This is a genomic window from Streptomyces sp. NPDC031365, assembly GCF_055569765.1.
In genome coordinates this window covers 561,413-578,870 of record NZ_JBVIIM010000001.1, presented here as the reverse complement: position 1 = coordinate 578,870, position 17,458 = coordinate 561,413, and the positions used below count along the sequence as shown (strand labels likewise).

The following is a 17,458-nucleotide window of genomic DNA, read 5'->3' as shown; positions in this document are numbered from 1 at the left end:
GAAACCGGATGGACGGGGTATCAACATATCTGGCGTTGACTTTTGGCACACTGTTGAGTTCTCAAGGAACGGACGCTTCCTTCGTACTCACCCTCTCGGGCTTTCCTCCGGGCGCTTCCCTTCGGTGTTTCCGACTCTATCAGATCTTTCCGACCCGATTTCCTCGGCGCTTTCCAGGTCAACGCTTTCGCGTTTCCCTTTCCGGCGGATCCGACTTTATCAGAAGTTTCGGGGCGGATTGACCGGCCCTCGTTTTCCGATTCATCGGGAGGTGCTTCCGCGAAATCAGCGTTTCGTCGAGAAGCCGATAGATGTTCACCGTTGCCTTCCAGGGAGTCAGACCCCATCTCCAGGCAACTGTTCTAATCTACCTCCACGCACGCTCCGTGTCAACGGCTCCTGCGGGGCGATGAGGAGACTAGCAGCTCAACGCGCCGGTTCGCACATCAGGCGGCCGTGGGCACGTCGGCGCTGCGTTCGGACGCGTCGAGGTCGCCCGTTTCGCCGGCGCGTGCCGCGCGTCCGCCCACGACATAGACGTAGGCCAGGAAGGCAAGCTCGGCGACGACCCCGATGGTGATGCGCGCCCAGGTGGGCAGACCCGACGGGGTGACGAAGCCTTCGATGGCGCCGGAGACGAAGAGCACCAGGGCGAGGCCGATCGCCATGGCCAATGCCGCTCGGCCCTCTTCCGCGAGGGCCGAGCGCCGGCTGCGCGGACCGGGGTCGATGACGGTCCAGCCGAGACGGAGGCCCGTGCCGGCGGCGACGAAGACGGCGGTGAGCTCCAGGAGGCCGTGCGGCAGGACGAGGCCGAGGAAGGTGTCGAGGCGGCCGGCCGAGGACATCAGACCGAAGCCGACTCCGAGGTTGAGCATGTTCTGGAAGAGGATCCAGAGGACCGGAAGGCCCAGGAAGACACCCAGGATCAGGCACAGGGCGGCTGCCCACGCGTTGTTCGTCCAGACCTGGGCCGCGAACGAGGCCGCGGGGTTGCTCGAGTAGTACGTCTCGTACTGGCCGCCGGGGCGGGTGAGCTCGCGCAGTTCGCTGGGGGCCGCGATCGATGCCTGTACGTCGGGGTGGGTACCGATCCACCAGCCGAGCAGTGCCGCCACGGCCGTGGAGAGCAGTGCCGTGGGCACCCACCAGTGGCGCGCCCTGTAGACGGCTGCCGGGAAGCTGTGGGTCAGGAAGCGCGTGACGTCCCGCCAGGATGCTCGGCGAGCGCCTGTCACCGCGCTGCGCGCGCGGGCCACCAGTTGGCTGAGCCTGCCGGTCAGCTGCGGATCGGGAGCGGCCGACTGGATCAGGGAGAGATGGGTGGCGGTGCGTTGGTAGAGGACGACGAGTTCGTCGCACTCCGCGCCGGTGAGGCGGCGCTGGCGCCGGAGGAGGGCGTCGAGGCGGTCCCACTCCGCGCGGTGGGCGGAGACGAAGACGTCGAGGTCCATCGGTGTGCCTGCTCCTCGGGTGTTCGTCGGCGGTCGGGTCATCAGCTTGGCAGACTGGCGGTGTCCGGGGCAGGCCAGGAAAGGGCGTAGGGCGTGAGTGAGCTGGTGACGGGCGAGGCGGTGGCGCTGGAGCTGCGCCCCGCGAGGCTGCCCAGCAGGGCGCTGGCCGTACTGCTCGATCTGGCGGCCGCTGTGGCCCTGTACATAGCGGTGACCATCGGGCTCATGGCTGCCACGGCCTCTTTGGATCAGGCGGCGCAGACGGCGATATCGCTGGCGGTGTTCGTCCTGGTGTTGGTGGGCGGACCGATCGTGGTCGAGACACTCAGCCACGGGCGGTCGCTCGGGAAGCTGGCGTGCGGGCTGCGGGTGGTACGGGACGACGGAGGGCCGATCCGGTTCCGGCATGCGCTGGTGCGGGGCCTCATCGGTGTGATCGAGATTCTGATGACCTTCGGCGTCGTGGCCTGCATCGCCTCTCTGGTCTCGGCGCGTGGCCGGCGCCTCGGGGATGTGTTCGCGGGGACGCTGGTCGTACGGGAGCGGGTGCCGGCCGGGCGGACGGAATTCGTGCCGCCGCCACCGCCGTGGCTTGCCGGGCGATTCTCGGGGCTCGATCTGTCGGCGGTGCCCGACGGTCTGTGGCTTGCCGTGCGTCAGTATCTGACGCGCATGCGGCAGCTGGATCCGGCGGTCGGCTGGTCGATGGCTGAGCGGCTGGCCGCGGACCTGGCGGAGCGTACCGGGGCACCCGTGCCGCCGGGGGTGCCGCCCGCGGCGTACCTGGCGGCGGTGGTGCAGGAGCGGCAGGCCCGGGAGGCGCGGCGGGTGTTCGGGAGCGGGGCTGCCGTGGGGGGCCGGCAGGACGGGGGCGCCGGTCCGGCGGGCTTCACCGGTGCTCATGCCCCACCTGTCCCACGCCCCGCGTACCTCCCCGCGGCCGCGCCGCCGGAGGTACGGCCGTCCGTTCCGCCGTCGGATCCGGGAACCGTGGCGCCGCGGGACGGGGTGTCGGCCGATCGGCCGTCGACGGGGTTCGTTCCGCCCGCTTAGACGGCTTGGGACGTGCCGGGTCAGTCGAAGGCCGACGGTGGTGTCTCGAGGTCTTCGAGCTCGATGCCGGGGGCGCCGAGAACCACGTCGCCGGCGAGGTGCACGGCGTGCTGTTCGCCCGTGTCCAGGGCTGTGACCTGGTATGTGTCCACGGTCAGGGGGCCGTTGTCAGTGGTGTGTGTTTCTCTTTTCACCAGCGCCCAGGACTGGTCCAGGGTGCGCGGGGCGAGAACCGGGTCCGTGAAGGCGACGAGGCGTACGCGGGTGGCCGCGGAGGTGGGGGTGAGACGCAGCAGACGGGCGGTGGCGACAAGGAACGCGGGGGACGAGCCGGTGAAGGCATGGGCGCGCGCATTGCCTTCGGCGGCGTGGTTTCCGGTGGGGTCGGTGCGGACCCAGGTGACGCCGTCGAGGGCGGCGCCGCGGACCTGCCAGCTCGCGGCGTGGAGTTCGAGACGGATGGGGCGGCCGAGTTCGTCCAGGGCGAGGTCCACCGAGCCCAGGTGATCACCGGAGGGGGCGGTGAGCTGGGAGACGTAGCGCCAGCCGGAAGGGCCGGGGGCGCAGTGGAAATGCTCTTCTGCGAGGGGGGTGCGATCGTGCGGATCGTGGAGCGAATAGCGGCCGCGGGGCATGGGGGTCCTGGGTCGTGACGGGCTGGGCCGGTTGCCGGTCCGTCCATGGGGCAGGCCCCCGGCACGGGGGTGCGGGGGCCTGCCTCGGTGGACCTGCCGACGGGGAGCGCGTCCGTGCACGGACGTGCTCCCCGCGGTGGGAGCCTCGGCTCAGTAGCGGTAGTGGTCCGACTTGTACGGGCCCTCGACCTGCACGCCGATGTACTCGGCCTGCTCGGGGCGGAGCGTGGTCAGCTTCACGCCGAGCGCGTCGAGGTGGAGGCGAGCGACCTTCTCGTCGAGGTGCTTGGGCAGCACGTAGACGCCGGTCGGGTACTCGTCGGGCTTGGTGAACAGCTCGATCTGGGCCAGGGTCTGGTCCGCGAAGGAGTTGGACATCACGAACGACGGGTGGCCGGTGGCGTTGCCCAGGTTCAGCAGGCGGCCCTCGGAGAGAACGATGATCTTCTTGCCGTCGGGGAAGGTCCAGGTGTGGACCTGCGGCTTGATCTCGTCCTTGACGATGCCGGGGACCTTGGCGAGGCCGGCCATGTCGATCTCGTTGTCGAAGTGGCCGATGTTGCCCACGATCGCCTGGTGCTTCATCTTGGCCATGTCCGAGGCCATGATGATGTCCTTGTTGCCGGTCGTGGTGACGAAGATGTCGGCCTGACCGACGACCTCGTCAAGGGTCGTGACCTGGTAGCCGTCCATCGCGGCCTGCAGGGCGCAGATCGGGTCGATCTCGGTGATGATCACGCGGGCACCCTGACCTCGCAGGGACTCCGCGCAGCCCTTGCCCACATCGCCGTAGCCGCACACGACGGCGGTCTTGCCGCCGATCAGGGTGTCGGTGGCGCGGTTGATGCCGTCGACCAGGGAGTGACGGCAGCCGTACTTGTTGTCGAACTTCGACTTGGTGACGGCGTCGTTGACGTTGATCGCCGGGAACAGGAGGGTGCCTTCGCGCTGCATCTCGTACAGGCGGTGGACGCCGGTCGTGGTCTCCTCGGTGACACCGCGGATCTCGGAGGAGAGCTGGGTCCACTTCTGCGGGTTCTCACCCAGGGTGCGGTTGAGCAGTTCGAGGACGACGCGGTGCTCGTCGGACTCGGCGGTGTCGGGCGAGGGTGCCTTGCCGTCCTTCTCGTACTCGACGCCCTTGTGGACGAGGAGGGTGGCGTCACCACCGTCGTCGAGGATCATGTTGGGGCCGCCAGTGGGGCTGTCCGGCCAGGTCAGCGCCTGCTCCGTGCACCACCAGTACTCCTGGAGGGTTTCGCCCTTCCAGGCGAAGACGGGGACGCCCTGCGGGTTGTCCGGCGTGCCGTCCGGGCCGACGGCGATGGCGGCCGCGGCGTGGTCCTGGGTGGAGAAGATGTTGCAGGACGCCCAGCGGACCCGTGCGCCGAGGGCGACCAGGGTCTCGATGAGGACGGCCGTCTGCACGGTCATGTGCAGGGAGCCGGTGACCCTGGCGCCGGCCAAGGGCTGGCTCTCGGCGTACTCCTCGCGGAGCGCCATCAGGCCGGGCATCTCGTGCTCGGCGAGGGTGATCTCCTTGCGGCCGAACTCGGCCAGGGAGAGGTCGGCGACCTTGAAGTCCTGTCGGTTGTCGACAGTCGTCATTACTAGCTGCTCCTCGGAGTGTGGGTCGAGGTGGACACGGCTGGTCTGCGCGGCGGCGGACACAGGGGTGCCCCAAAGAGGACACAGACATGCCCGCGTGCGCGCAGCGCAGTCCGTCGGAGGCCCTCTCTCCCTCGGCCGGTCCCCGAGGGACCGCCCGACCGCCATCAGCAGCGACGTCTGGCTCCGTCCCAAGCTACACCGCCCGGCCGGGTGGCCCCCAGTCCAGCCGCGAACACATCAGGCCGATTTGAGGGCGCCCGGCCGGCCCGGTCGTGCAGGGGCGGCCGGAGCGGCGCGTGATCAGTACGCCTAGTGACCGGTGTCCGGCTGGGTGGGGCCGCCGGGGGTGGCCTGGGGATCGGGGCCCTTGGCGGCTTCGGTCTCGCTGTAGATGTCGGGCTCGAGGTAGATCACGCGGGCGATCGGGACGGCCGCACGGATGCGGGACTCGGCGGCGTCGATGGCGGAGGCGATCTGGGCGGCGTCGGCATCGTGCCGGACGGCGATCTTGGCGGCGACGAGGAGTTCCTCGGGGCCGAGGTGGAGGGTGCGCATGTGGATGACGCGGGTGACGCTGTCGCCGTCGACGACTGCGGCCTCGATCTTTTGGGTCTCATCGGAGCCCGCGGCCTCACCCAGCAGCAGCGACTTGGTCTCCACGGCGAGGACCAGGGCGATCAGGATGAGCAGGACGCCGATGCAGAGGGTGCCGATGCCGTCCCAGACGCTGTCGCCGGTGGCCAGGGCCATGCCGACACCGCCGAGGGCGAGGATCAGACCGACGAGCGCGCCGAGATCCTCCAGGAGGACGACCGGCAGCTCGGGCGCCTTGGAGTGGCGGACGAACTCCTTCCAGGAGCGCTCGCCGCGCAGGACGTTGGACTCCTTGATGGCGGTACGGAAGGAGAAGGTCTCGGCGATGATCGCGAAGACGAGGACGCCGACCGGCCAGTACCAGTGCGTCAGCTCGTGCGGGTGCTTGACCTTCTCGTAGCCCTCGTAGAGGGCGAACATGCCACCGACCGAGAAGAGCACGATGGAGACGAGGAAGGCGTAGATGTAGCGCTCACGGCCGTAGCCGAAGGGATGCTGGGGGGTGGCCTGGCGCTGGGCCCTCTTTCCTCCGACGAGCAACAGGCCCTGGTTCCCGGAGTCGGCGAGCGAGTGCACGGACTCGGCGAGCATCGACGAGGATCCGCTGAAGAGGAACGCCACGAACTTCGCTACTGCGATAGCGAGGTTGGCGACGAGTGCCGCCACGATCGCCTTGGTGCCGCCTGACGCGCTCATGTGTTCGCGTTGTCCCTTCGTACGCCGTGTGAGGCCCGGACAGACGCGTTCGTACGCCGTCCGGGACATGGTCCGTCCTTTGACGGTGGGACATTGTTGCAGCCCCGAACGGCGTCGGCGCGTCAGATCGTCGACAGGAACGGGTCAGGCGATGACCGTGGCCCTGAACAGCGTTCCCGTACCCGACACTTCGGCCTTCTCCCTCGCGGGGACGAACACCGAGGTTCCCGGGGACAGTTCGTGCTCGCCCGCCCGGACGGCGCCCGCGGTGCACAGCAGGATCTGCGGGCTGGGGAGGGTGAGGTCGTGGACGGCGCCGCCCGTGGGGAGGACGTAGCGGGAGAGGCGGAACTCGTCGATGGGGGTCTCGTAGACCTCCTCGCCGTCGGGGCCGGCCTCCGGGCGCAGGACGCCGGGGTCGCGGGCCTCGAAGCGGACGATGCGCAAGAGTTCGGGGACGTCGACGTGCTTGGGGGTCAGGCCGCAGCGCAGAACGTTGTCGGAGTTGGCCATGATCTCGACGCCGAGACCGTCGAGGTAGGCGTGCGGGACTCCGGCACCGAGGTAGAGGGCCTCGCCGGGCTGGAGCCGGACGTGGTTGAGGAGCATCGCGGCGATGACTCCGGGGTCACCCGGGTAGTGGTGGGCGATGTCGGCGTACGGAGCGTAGTCGCCGCCGAGGCGGTCGCAGGCGGCGGCGGTCTCGGTGACCGTACGGGTCATCTCCTCGGGGTCGGCGGTGAGGATCGCGGTGAGAACCTCGCGCAGGGCCGCCTCTTCGGGGTGTGCGTGCAGCAGATCGACGTACGGCTTCAGGGAGTCCACGCCGAGACCGTCGAGGAGCCCGGCGGCGTGCAGCGGGTCGCGGAACCCGCACAGGCCGTCGAACTCGGTCAGTGCGCAGACCAGTTCGGGCTTGTGGTTGGCGTCCTTGTAGTTACGGTGCGGGGCGGTCACGGGGACGCCGCGGCGCTCCTCGTCCGTGTAGCCCTCCTTCGCCTGGGCCGGATCGGGGTGGACCTGGAGGGAGAGCGGGGCCCCGGCAGCGAGGAGTTTGAGGAGAAAGGGCAGGCGGGGGCCGAACTTGGCGACCGATTCCGGGCCGAGTTCCTTGTCCGGGGCGGCGTCGATGACCTCGACGAGGGTTCCCCGGTCGGTGCGCGAGGGTGCGCCGGGGTGGGCGCCCATCCACATCTCCGCCTGCGGCTCGCCGGTGGGTTCGGTGCCGAGCAGCCGCGGGATGGCGGTGGTGGAACCCCAGGCGTAGGGGCGGATGGTGTTGTCGAGGCGGTCCATGCGGTTCTCTGCGTCCTTCTGCCGGTTCCGTGCGTGAGGCGCGGTGCCGTGCGGTGTCGTGCGTCTCTGCGCGGCGGAGGTCAGGGGGTCCCGTGCATGATCAGGCTCCCGAGGCGAGCGCCAGGTAAACAGCGGCGAAATCCGTGACGGCGATCAGCTCGGCGAGGGTCTCCAGTTCGCCGCCTGCCTCCGGCTCCAGCTCGCTGATCGGTGTGTCGTGGGTAAGGGCCAGCTCACGGGCGGCGGGGGCGGCGGTGAGGCCGCCGAGGGGCCGGTCGCGGAGCAGCACGACGCGCGTGTGCAGCGCGGGCGCCTCCTCCACGCGGTCGCGGAAGAAGTCGTTCGGGTCCGCGCCGGCGGCGAGCCGGCCGGCGAGCAGGGCGCTGTGCGCGGCGAGCGCCTCGGGCAGCTCGGCGACGACGGCGGGCGTGCCGGACAGTTCGGCGAGCGCGGCGGCGAACCGGCGGCCGGCCGGCCCGGCCGAGACACCCTCGGTCCAGATGACGGGCAGCGCGTCGGCGAGTTCCGCGGCCAGCGTTTTGGCGGGGTTGCTGTACGTCACGATGGCGGGCCCGCAACGCTCGGCGATGCCGTCGAGGCGGTCGGCGACCTTCTGCAGAGCCTCGGGCGGGGCCGTGAGCAGGCCGGTGCGGTCCAGGAGGGCGAGCAGCGGGGTCAGCAGCGCCCACAGCACGCCGGGGGAGGCGGCCGCGAGGGGTTCCTCCTGGTCGTAGGGCGCGGTCGCCATGGGGATGAACAGGCCGTGGGAGCCGCCGACCGCGTCGGCGAGCGGTGTGCGGGCCGGGGCGACGCCGACGACGGTGCAGCCGCGGCGGTAGGCCTGTTCGGAGAGCAGGGCCAAGCCGGGTTCAGTGCCGTCCGGGGTGGCGATGAGGAGCAGGTCCACGGAGCCGGCCCAGCCGGGCAGTTCCCAGCGCAGAGCGCCCGCGGCGGGGGCCACGCCGGTGGGAGCGAGCCGGGTGACGGGGCTGCCGGCGCCGGCCAGTGTGCCGAGCAGGTCGGCCGTCTGGGTGGCGGCGGCGCCGGGGCCGGCGATGAGCACGGCGCGCGGGCGGCCGTCGGGCTTGAGATCGTTGATGCCGGCTTCGGCGGCGTGCCGTGCGGCGGTGCGGACGCGGGCGCCGGCTTCGGCGGCGCCGCGGAGCAGAGCGCGGCGGTCGGCCTCGGCGAGGCCCTCCGGTGAGTCGAGCAGCGATTCGTCGAGCATGTGCGGCAGGCTCCGATCTCGGATCGGCGGGGCGTCGTCGGTGCGCGCGTTGCGCGTTACGCGGGGCGGCGGGCCTCGTCGACGAGGAGGACGGGGATGCCGTCGCGGACAGGGTAGGCCAGGCCGCAGTCCTGTCCTGTGCAGGTCAGCTCGGTGTCCTGCTCCGTGAGGGGGGAGTGACAGGCCGGGCAGGCGAGGATGTCCAGGAGGCCGGCTTCGAGTGGCATGGAGGTTCCTTCTCTGGGTGGACGTGCTGGTCAGGGTACCGCCGGTGAGGGGCCGGTGGCGGGGTGCCGGGGATTGTGCGCGGTACCGGCGTGGGGGCCGGGCGGGGGTGGGTGCGCAGCCCGGCGCTTGCGGGGTGCCGCCGCGCCGACCCGTACCACCCTGGGGGTACCTCCAGGGCCGGCCTTTGAGGCACGAGGGAGGCACGGCTGCCCGCGGAGGGCGGGGAGCTGCCCCGCGGGAGCAGTGGTGCGCCTTCGCGCGGTGAGCGCGGACTGGCTGTCGCGGGGGCAAGGAGGCCGGCTGCGGTTGGTGCGGCATCGTCGGCCGCGGTGAGCGGGGCACGGGCGGCGCGGCCTCGCCGGCTGAGGTGGGCTGGGGTGGGCGCGGGGTGGCAGGCCGTGGTGCGGAGGCTATGACCTGATGATCTTCAGGACTTCGTCTCGGATCCTGGCCATGGTGGGTTCGTCGCGGGCCTCCGCGTTCAGGCGGAGGAGGGGTTCGGTGTTGGAGGGGCGGACGTTGAACCACCAGTCGGCGGAGGTGACGGTGAGGCCGTCCAGTTCGTCCAGGGTGATGCCCTCGCGGCCCTCGTACGCGGCTCTGATGGCCGCGAGGCGGGCGGTCTGGTCGTCGACGGTGGAGTTGATCTCGCCGGAGCCGGTGTAGCGGTCGTACTGGGCGACCAGGGCGGACAGGGTGCCCCGCTGGCCGCCGAGGGCGGCGAGGACGTGCAGGGCGGCCAGCATGCCCGTGTCGGCGTTCCAGAAGTCGCGGAAGTAGTAGTGCGCGGAGTGCTCCCCGCCGAAGATCGCACCGGTTCTGGCCATCTCGGCCTTGATGAAGGAGTGGCCCACGCGGGTGCGTGCGGGAGTACCGCCGTTCTCCTTCACCACCTCGGGGACCGACCATGACGTGATCAGGTTGTGGATGATCGTGCCCTTGCCGCCGTTGCGGGCCAGTTCGCGGGCGGCCACCAGAGCGGTGATCGCGGACGGCGGGACCGGTTCGCCCCGCTCGTCCACGACGAAGCAGCGGTCGGCGTCGCCGTCGAAGGCGAGGCCGAGGTCGGCGCCCTCCTCGCGGACCCGTTTCCGCAGGTCCACGAGGTTGGCCGGGTCCAGGGGGTTGGCCTCGTGGTTGGGGAAGGTGCCGTCGAGTTCGAAGTACATCGGGACGAGGGTGAGCGGCAGGCCGGCGAAGACCGTGGGAACGGTGTGCCCGCCCATGCCGTTGCCCGCGTCGACGACGACCTTCAGGGGACGGAGGGAGGTCAGGTCGACGAGTGAGCGCAGGTGTGCCGCGTAGTCGTCCAACGTGTCGCGCCGGGTGATCGTCCCGGGGGTGCCGGCGGAAGGCTCCGGGGCGCCCGAGTCGCTCCACCGCTCGACGAGTTCCCGGATCTCCACCAGGCCCGTGTCCTGGCCGACCGGGGCGGCGCCCGCGCGGCAGAGCTTGATGCCGTTGTACCGGGCCGGGTTGTGCGAGGCGGTGAACATCGCGCCCGGGAGGTTCAGGGCTCCCGAGGCGAAGTAGAGCTGGTCGGTCGAGCACAGGCCGATCTCGGTCACGTCGACGCCGTGCGCGGCCGCGCCCCGCGCGAACGCGCCCGACAGGCCGGGGGACGACGGCCGCATGTCGTGCCCGGTGACGATGGCGGTCGCACCGGTCACCCGGGCGAAGGCGGCACCGAAGAACTCGGCGAGCGACTCGTCCCACTGGTCGGGGACGACCCCGCGTACGTCGTACGCCTTCACGATCTGCGACAGATCAGCAGCCACGGCGAACCCTTCCGAAAGTCCTGTCGGTCAGCACAAACTACCCGTAGAGGATGACAGTCCGGTCGCGCCCACCGAGCGTCCTCGCGCACGCCGGAGAGGATCGGGGCAGCCTCCAGGCGGCCGCACCCGGGCTCCGGGCGCGGACGCGGCGGCGCTCCAGGCCACTGTCGCCGAAAGGCGGCGATTCCCGCCCGGGGTGAACCCCGTGTGCCCCTCGCGACGAACGGGCCGGTCAGTTGTCCGGTGAGCGCAGGACGCGCAGGTGGCCGCGGCGTGCGACCTCCATGGGGTCGGCCGTGCGGGATCCGCCGGCGCCTCCCACCGCACGCTCCTGGGGGCGGGCGGCCTCGCGCACCGCGTTCGCCAGTGCTTCCAGGTCGTCCCCGCTGGGTTGGGCCGGGGCCGAGCCGTCGAGCAGGCGGACGACCTCCCAGCCGCGCGGCGCGGTGAGGCGCTCGGAATGCTCGGCGCACAAGTCGTAACAGTGGGGTTCGGCATAGGTGGCCAGGGGGCCGAGGACCGCGGTCGAGTCGGCGTAGACGTACGTCAGCGTCGCGACGGCGGGACGGCCGCAGGCGGTGCGCGAACAGCGACGTACAGGGCTCACGATGTTGGACGGTACCGCACTCTTGAGCGGGCCGCGACGACTCTCCACCAGGTCACTCCCCCGTGTCGTGCTGTGAAACACCCCACATTCCCCTGTGGCCATACCTTGCTGACCTGGGTCGACGGACGGGACCGGAAGGGCAGCCGATTCCGGTTCTGGTCACCAGTTGGTACAAACACTGCCAATAGCCTTGCGCTCATCGGTCTCGGAGAGATACGGAATCGAGCCCAACCTTGGCTGGAATGGTCATGTTGTGACATGGCGCGCGGGTCGGCCAGAAGGCGTACGGGGGTCGGGCGGGGCAGCCGTGCGGCGACTACTCTTCGCAGTGATGGACAGCCCCGTGACTCCCCGTCCCACCGGCCCCGGGCCCCGACGCCGTGATCGCCACGGCCGGGGCATGCGCGGGCCGGTCGCACCGCCCCAGGTACCACTCGCCGCCAGCCGCGCGCAGACGTTCGCGGATCTGGTGCGGGACTCGGTGGAGCGACTGGAGCGGCGCTGGCCGCAGCTCGCCGACATCGATTTCCTGGTGCTGGACGTACCGCGACTGGATGGTGCGGGGGCGGGGTGGAGCGACGAGACAGTGCCACTGGGCGGGACCGTGGCCGCCCGTGAGGGGCGGCCGGCACGTGTGGTGATCTACCGTCGGCCGGTCGAGATCCGGACCAAGGGGCGCGACGAGCGGGCGGCTCTGGTCCATGAGGTCGTGGTCGAGCAGGTGGCGGACCTGCTGGGGCTGACTCCGGAGACCGTGGATCCCCGGTACGGGGAGGACTGAGAGACCGTGCCGTGGCCGGGCCGACCCGCCCACGGCACGGCACGGACCACCGTCCGCTACTTCTGCAGAACCGACAGGTCCTCGCTCGCCTCCGGTACCGCCACCGTCCCCCGGTCGTCCGGAAGCGGCTGGACGGTGAAGAACGGGACGCCGTTCTCCGTGGCGGTGAGGGTGCGGGACGCGTAGACGGGCGTGTCCGACTCGGGTTCGACCGTGAGGGCGTACGTGCCCTTCGCGCCGGACGGCGCGGGCGCCTCGATGTTTCGCGTCGTGCCGGACTTGATCGTGTACGTCTTGGACGCGGGCGTACCGCCCTCCGTGCCCGCGGAGGCGGTCACCTTGACCTTGGCGGTGCCCTCGGGGGCGGTCACCGACAGGGTCGTGCCCTTGGCTGTGTTGTCCACGGCCGTCGCGCGGGAGCCGACCGGTCGTGCGGCCGGGATGTACGCCGACTCCTGCTTGTCGCCCTTGCCGCGCAGCACCCGGACCGCCGCCACGACCGGCACGGAACCGTCCGGCGCCGTCAGCACCAGGGAGCCCGCCTCGCCGCGCGTGAGGTCGCCCAGGTCGACGGCTGCCGTCATGCCGCCCTTCACGTGCAGCGTCTCGTGGCCGGCCGGGGTGATCAGACCGGAGGGCGAGGCGAGGCGTACCCGCAGGTCGACATCGGCGTCGCGCGGGGTGAAGGCGACCAGGCGTACGGCGGTGGCGTCCTTCGGAATGCCGGGCAGGACCAGGCTGCCCGAGGGGTCGGTCGACGCGGGCAGCCAGTCACCGCCCAGCTTGTCGTCCAGGGCCTGCACGGCCGCGCCGACCCGGCCACTGCGGACGACGACGTGCACGGTCACGTCGGTCTGCTCCGCGTCGGTGAGCGTGGACAGCAGCACCGGCTCGGCGGAGTGCGGCTTGACCGTGATGCCCTCCCCCACCGTCGTCTTCAGGGCGCCGTCCTTGCCGTAGAGCTCGATGTCCACGACCGCCGCCGAGTCGTCGGGGTTGGTCAGATGGACGTAGTCGGTGCGGTGTTCGCCGGTGCTCGCGCCCGGGAACCAGAATTCGGTGTCGGCAGGCGTGCAGGTGACACCCTGGAGGCCCCGGCCGGTCCCCGCGGCCACCTCGGTGGTCTGCTGCACGGTCCAGCCGGGCGCCAAGCGGCCCCCGGCGGTGCCGATGAGGGCGGGGGCCTCGTCTCCGGAGGCGTCCCCGGTGACCGGCTTGCCGGGGTCCTTGGGCTTCAGCACGGCCTTGCCGTCGGACTTGGTCTTCTCCGTGGCCGGCCGGAATTCGGCCGTGCCCTCGTTCTTCGTGCCCTCCGTGACCGGAGTGAACGACGTGTAGGTCGTCTCGGCCAGGTCGGAGGAGCTGGGCCGGGGGCACAGCAGGCTCGTGCGTTCCACGGGGAGGTGGGCCGCCGCCCTGGCCGGCTCGTCCGTGGCCGTGGCGTCGGGTGAGGAGACCGCGGCGAAGCCGGTGACGGCGGCGAGCGCCGTCACGCCGGCGATCAGGGACAGGGTGGTGCGGTTCACTGCTGGCTCCCGTCGGGACGCTCGCTGCCCGTGCCGTTGGGGTCGTACGGAGTGTCGTAGCCCTGCGGGTGGTTCTGGTCGTAACCGCCCTGGTCGTACGCCGGGTCGTACGGCTGCTGCGGGGTGCCGTACGCGTACGGGTCGTACTGTCCGTCCTGCTGGTAGGGGTCGGGCTGGTACGGGCGACCGTAGGCGTCCGCGGCGTACTGCTGGTACTGGTCGGCCGGGTAGGCGTTGTTGTCGTAGTCGGCGTTCGCGTAGTGCGCCGCGTCCCAGTCACCGTAGGCGGGCTGTTGCGGGACGGGAGCGGGGGCCGGGGGTTGCTCCGGCGGGGCCGGGAAGTCCTCGACGGCGGCTGGTTCCTCGGCGACGGCCTCCGCCTCCGCCTGGGCGCGCAGCCGCCGGGCCCGGCGGCCCTCGCCGGCCATGGCCTCGGCGGGCACGGACTCTTCCTCGGGCAGGTCGTCGTCGATGTCGCGACGGCGTCCGGGCAGGGCCATGACGACGAGGACCACGGCGAGCAGTCCCTGGGCCCACAGCCAGGCGGTGTGGGTGACCGGGTCGTCATGGGTGACGTCCAGCGTGCCGCTGGAGGAGGGGAGTTCGAAGCCCTGGGCCCAGCCGTCGACCGTGGTGCGGGGCAGCGGCTTGCCGTCCAGGGTGGCGGTCCAGCCGTCGGCCGTGGCGTCGGCGAGGCGCAGGACGCGGCCCTCGGCGCCGTTCGGGATCCTGGTGTGGATCTCGACCGGGCCGGCGGCCACGGGCACGGGCTCGCCGTCGCCGTCCTTGGCGGGGACGATGCTCGCGCGGGCGACCTGCCGGTCGACCCGCCACAGCGCGCCGCCCGCCTGCTGGCTGAGCCGGCTCAGGCCGGGTGTGGCGTCCAGGACCCGGGTGACCTCGCGCGGAGCTCCCTGGTGGACCAGGACGTAACGGACGGCGAAACCACCGAGCTCGTCGGCCTGGTCGGCGCCGGAGCCTGCGACGAGGTTGGCGACGACCTCGTCGAGTCGCGTGTTCTCTCCGTCCACCGCGGCGATCTCGGCGTCGCCCATCCGGGCACCGGAGCCGCGGACCAGTACATAGCCGACCCGGTCGGTGGAGTCGCTGTCGAGGACGAGGGTGCGGGCCTGATCGCGGGTGCCGCTCTCTTCGGCGACGAAGGCGGGTACCTGGACCGGGTCGCGCCGCTGCACGGGTCCGTCGGCGCCGCGGATCATCCATCCGGCGGCGAGGACCAGCGGGCCGACGGCGCAGGCGAGGGCGATCAGGGCGGCGACGGGCTGGCGCCAGCCGAAGCTCTGTTCGGCGACGCGCGAGCGTGCCCCGTCGGCGCCGAGCATGGCGGCGGCCAGGACGGCGAGGCCGTAGACGAGGGTGGCGGGGCCCGCCCAGGTGGAGCTGTTGGACAGCACCGCGAAGACGAGGCCCACCAGGGCGGCCGCCCACGCGGAGAGGATCGCCGTCCGGCGCTCGGAGCGGAGCAGGGCGGCGAGTGCGGCGAGTACCAGGCCGATGAGCAGCAGACCGCTGACGGTTCCGGGCCCTCCCGGACTCGCGCCGAGCAGGTCGAGGGCGGAGGCCGCCGAGGGGCCGTACTCCAGGCCGGCCTCCTGGAAGAAACCGAAGGGGAGCAGGGAGAGCGACCAGGGGGCCAACACCAGCAGGGGGGTGCCCAGCTGGGCCAGGAAGCGGAGTCCGTAGGCCGGGATGTCGTTCCTGCGCAGGGCCAGCACGCCGACACCGAGGACCAGCGCGATGGGCCACACGATCGGGGTGAACGCGGTGGTGAGGGTGAGCCCCAGCGCGTATGCCCAGGTCGCGCGCCAGCTGCCGCGGACGTCCGAGGGGTTGGTGAGGCCGCTCGCGGCGACGCCCGCGCGGGCGACGAGCGGCAGCAGTACCGCGAGTACGGCGGTGCCGATGCGTCCCCCGGCCAGGGCGCCGGTCGCGGCGGGCAGGAAGGCGTAGGCGACGGCCGCCCACGCCCGCAGCAGCCGGGACGGGACGAGCGGGCGGGAGGCGAAATACGCGGTGAGGCCGGCCAGTGGTACCGAGCAGACCAGGAGGATAGTGACGGCGAGGCCGGTGGAGCCGAACAGGAGTGAGGCGAAGGCCGCCACGACGGCGAGGTAGGGCGGCGCGGATCCGGTGCCGCCGGCTCCCACGGTGTGCCAGGCGTCGGTGTAGCGCGCCCACAGGTCGCCCGCGTCGGCGGGCGCGGGGAGCAGGGCGCCACCCGCGAGCGCGCCGCCACCCAGGAGCTGGCGGCAGGCCGCGAGGGAGACGAGCAGCAGCACCAGGAAGAGCACCGGGCCGGGTTTGCGGGCGACGCGCTTGAGCCGGGCGAACTGCTCGACCTCCAGGAAGTCGGCGTCGTCGCCGCCGGGTCCGGACTCGATGGCGCTGCCGTGCCGCCCCGCGCCGGAGGCGGCCTCGGGGTCGGAGCGGCCGACGAGGTTGCTCGCGACCTGTTCCACGGTGACGCGGACGGTCGCGCCGGGCGGCGGGAACAGCGGCCGCATCTCGCCCTTGTCGGTCGCTGGGGTGCCGCGGTGGCGCCGTCCCGCGAGGATCCGTTCGGGACGCAGGAGGGTGCCCATGAGGCCGCGGATCTCGTCGACGGCCTGTCCTGGGACCTTGCCGACGAGGTAGGCGAGCGTGCGCAGCAGGCTGCCGACGACGACCCGGAGCAGCACCCAGGGCAGCGCCGCGGCACGGGCGTTGACGAGCAGGGTGTAGACGGCGCCCGCCTTGTCCACCTTGTGCGGGGAGGCCGAGGTGCGGCCCACGCAGTCCACGGTGCGGCGCTCGCGGGAGGCCGCCTCGGCGTGCCGGACGACGGCGTCGGGGGCGACGAGGACCCGGTGTCCGGCCGAGTGGGCGCGCCAGCACAGGTCGACGTCGTCGCGCATGAGAGGCAGGTGGCGGTCGAATCCGCCGAGCCGGTCGAAGACATCGCGGCGTACCAGCATGCCGGCGGTGGACACCGACAGCACCGGCCGTACGTGATCGTGCTGGCCCTGGTCCTGTTCGCGGCGGTCCAGACCCGTCCAGCGGCGGCCGGAGTTGGCGATGGAGACGCCGACCTCGAGGAGCTGCCTGCGGTCGTACCAGCCGCGCAGCTTGGGGCCGACGACGGCCACGTCGTCGCGGCCGAGCTCGTACTCGTTTTCCACGACGCGCAGCAGCTGTGCCAGCGCGTCCGGTTCCGGGGCACAGTCGTCGTGCAGCAGCCACAGCCACTGCACCGGTTCCCCGTGCGGCAGGTCCGGCAGGTCGTAGGCGTCGTCGCGCCAGCTGCGGGTGACCGGGTCCCAGCCGCTCGGCCGCTTCAAATACGGCAGGTCGTCCGGCGTGAGGTGCGGGGCGCTGCGGTTGCACTCCTCGACCGCCTGGCCGAAGCCGGTGCGCCGGGCGAGATGCAGCACGTGGTCGTCGCCGAGGGCGTCGGTGACCAGCCGGGCGGAGTCGTCCGCGCTGCCGGTGTCGGCGCCCATGGCGAACTGGACGGGGCGCTCCTGGCCGAGCAGCCCGGCGAGCGCGTCGGGCAGCCAGCGGGCGCCGTCGTGGGAGACGAGGACCGCGGTCACCACGTGACGCGGGAACTCAGGAGTGGCAGCGAGGTCTTGCCGGGCTGCCGTGTGGCTGTGCACGGACATCGAGGTACGGGCCCCGGTTCGGTGGACTGTGGGGACACCCGCGCCCGGTGGGGGCGGCGGGGGTCTCGGACGAGCGACCACACTATCGGCTGGGTAACACGGCGGCCCGCCGCCTGTGGACAACCACCCACCCGCGACGGGCCTTAAGCGACGTATGTGCGAAGTGCCGTATGTATGGAGATGACACACGTGGAGATGACACACGTGGAGATGAGGCACCTCGAGATGAGGCGCGCACGGGTGAGTTACCGGAGCCGAGCCGGAGCGGTCCGCCGGACGTACGGCGGGGAGGGCGGCATACGGCGGTAG

13 protein-coding genes are annotated in these 17,458 nt (G+C 71.8%); 2 read left to right on the top strand and 11 right to left on the bottom strand.

What is annotated here, in order from left to right; genetic code table 11:
• Window positions 1-446: 446 nt before the first annotated feature.
• Window positions 447-1,454 carry a stage II sporulation protein M gene (locus tag ACZ5C2_RS02700; RefSeq protein WP_468785731.1) on the bottom strand — a complete coding sequence of 336 codons (1,008 nt, stop codon included), beginning with the start codon at window positions 1,452-1,454 and terminating at the stop codon, window positions 447-449.
• A gap of 93 nt (window positions 1,455-1,547) precedes the next feature.
• Between ACZ5C2_RS02700 and ACZ5C2_RS02695 the strand changes: the two genes are divergently transcribed.
• On the top strand, window positions 1,548-2,507 hold the full coding sequence (locus tag ACZ5C2_RS02695) for an RDD family protein (protein ID WP_468785729.1): 960 nt from the start codon (window positions 1,548-1,550) through the stop codon (window positions 2,505-2,507).
• A 20-nt stretch (window positions 2,508-2,527) separates the two neighbouring features.
• On the opposite strand, the gene ACZ5C2_RS02690 is transcribed toward ACZ5C2_RS02695, so the two are convergent.
• From ACZ5C2_RS02690 to ACZ5C2_RS02655, 8 genes are all read right to left on the bottom strand, one after another.
• Entirely contained in the window at window positions 2,528-3,142 is a 615-nt protein-coding gene (locus ACZ5C2_RS02690) for a hypothetical protein (protein ID WP_468785727.1), read from the bottom strand.
• A 150-nt stretch (window positions 3,143-3,292) separates the two neighbouring features.
• Window positions 3,293-4,750 carry an adenosylhomocysteinase gene (ahcY, locus tag ACZ5C2_RS02685; RefSeq protein ID WP_468785725.1) on the bottom strand — a complete coding sequence of 486 codons (1,458 nt, stop codon included), beginning with the start codon at window positions 4,748-4,750 and terminating at the stop codon, window positions 3,293-3,295.
• A gap of 312 nt (window positions 4,751-5,062) precedes the next feature.
• Window positions 5,063-6,043, bottom strand: a complete 981-nt coding sequence (locus ACZ5C2_RS02680; protein WP_468785723.1) for a cation diffusion facilitator family transporter — start codon at window positions 6,041-6,043, stop codon at window positions 5,063-5,065.
• Between the two features lie 144 nt (window positions 6,044-6,187).
• Window positions 6,188-7,339 (bottom strand): mannose-6-phosphate isomerase, class I, encoded by a 1,152-nt coding sequence (manA, locus tag ACZ5C2_RS02675; protein ID WP_468785721.1) that lies wholly within the window; start codon window positions 7,337-7,339, stop codon window positions 6,188-6,190.
• A gap of 100 nt (window positions 7,340-7,439) precedes the next feature.
• Window positions 7,440-8,567 carry an SIS domain-containing protein gene (locus ACZ5C2_RS02670; RefSeq protein WP_468785719.1) on the bottom strand — a complete coding sequence of 376 codons (1,128 nt, stop codon included), beginning with the start codon at window positions 8,565-8,567 and terminating at the stop codon, window positions 7,440-7,442.
• 56 nt (window positions 8,568-8,623) lie between these two features.
• Window positions 8,624-8,794: a Trm112 family protein gene (locus ACZ5C2_RS02665; RefSeq protein ID WP_468785717.1), complete on the bottom strand. Its 171-nt coding sequence runs from the start codon at window positions 8,792-8,794 to the stop codon at window positions 8,624-8,626.
• A gap of 411 nt (window positions 8,795-9,205) precedes the next feature.
• Complete coding sequence (locus tag ACZ5C2_RS02660; RefSeq protein WP_468785715.1) at window positions 9,206-10,573, bottom strand: phosphomannomutase/phosphoglucomutase; 1,368 nt, start codon at window positions 10,571-10,573, stop codon at window positions 9,206-9,208.
• 232 nt (window positions 10,574-10,805) lie between these two features.
• The gene (locus tag ACZ5C2_RS02655; protein ID WP_468785713.1) at window positions 10,806-11,228 is read right to left on the bottom strand and encodes a DUF3499 domain-containing protein; all 423 of its coding nucleotides are present in this window, start codon (window positions 11,226-11,228) and stop codon (window positions 10,806-10,808) included.
• Window positions 11,229-11,511: 283 nt separating this feature from the next.
• Between ACZ5C2_RS02655 and ACZ5C2_RS02650 the strand changes: the two genes are divergently transcribed.
• Window positions 11,512-11,961 (top strand): metallopeptidase family protein, encoded by a 450-nt coding sequence (locus ACZ5C2_RS02650; protein WP_468785711.1) that lies wholly within the window; start codon window positions 11,512-11,514, stop codon window positions 11,959-11,961.
• A 56-nt stretch (window positions 11,962-12,017) separates the two neighbouring features.
• On the opposite strand, the gene ACZ5C2_RS02645 is transcribed toward ACZ5C2_RS02650, so the two are convergent.
• Both ACZ5C2_RS02645 and ACZ5C2_RS02640 read right to left on the bottom strand, forming a co-directional pair.
• Window positions 12,018-13,487: a DUF5719 family protein gene (locus tag ACZ5C2_RS02645; protein ID WP_468785709.1), complete on the bottom strand. Its 1,470-nt coding sequence runs from the start codon at window positions 13,485-13,487 to the stop codon at window positions 12,018-12,020.
• Complete coding sequence (locus ACZ5C2_RS02640; RefSeq protein WP_468785707.1) at window positions 13,484-17,149, bottom strand: glycosyltransferase family 2 protein; 3,666 nt, start codon at window positions 17,147-17,149, stop codon at window positions 13,484-13,486. Before ACZ5C2_RS02640 ends, ACZ5C2_RS02645 begins: the two co-directional genes overlap by 4 nt.
• Window positions 17,150-17,458 lie beyond the last annotated feature (309 nt).

What these genes read in the sequence shown, in the direction of transcription:
- ACZ5C2_RS02700 (WP_468785731.1), bottom strand. Translation starts at nt 1,454, where the DNA reads ATGGACCTCGACGTCTTCGTCTCCGCCCACCGCGCGGAGTGGGACCGC.
- ACZ5C2_RS02690 (WP_468785727.1), bottom strand. Translation starts at nt 3,142, where the DNA reads ATGCCCCGCGGCCGCTATTCGCTCCACGATCCGCACGATCGCACCCCC.
- ahcY (WP_468785725.1), bottom strand. Translation starts at nt 4,750, where the DNA reads ATGACGACTGTCGACAACCGACAGGACTTCAAGGTCGCCGACCTCTCC.
- ACZ5C2_RS02680 (WP_468785723.1), bottom strand. Translation starts at nt 6,043, where the DNA reads ATGAGCGCGTCAGGCGGCACCAAGGCGATCGTGGCGGCACTCGTCGCC.
- manA (WP_468785721.1), bottom strand. Translation starts at nt 7,339, where the DNA reads ATGGACCGCCTCGACAACACCATCCGCCCCTACGCCTGGGGTTCCACC.
- ACZ5C2_RS02670 (WP_468785719.1), bottom strand. Translation starts at nt 8,567, where the DNA reads ATGCTCGACGAATCGCTGCTCGACTCACCGGAGGGCCTCGCCGAGGCC.
- ACZ5C2_RS02665 (WP_468785717.1), bottom strand. Translation starts at nt 8,794, where the DNA reads ATGCCACTCGAAGCCGGCCTCCTGGACATCCTCGCCTGCCCGGCCTGT.
- ACZ5C2_RS02650 (WP_468785711.1), top strand. Translation starts at nt 11,512, where the DNA reads ATGGACAGCCCCGTGACTCCCCGTCCCACCGGCCCCGGGCCCCGACGC.
- ACZ5C2_RS02640 (WP_468785707.1), bottom strand. Translation starts at nt 17,149, where the DNA reads ATGTCCGTGCACAGCCACACGGCAGCCCGGCAAGACCTCGCTGCCACT.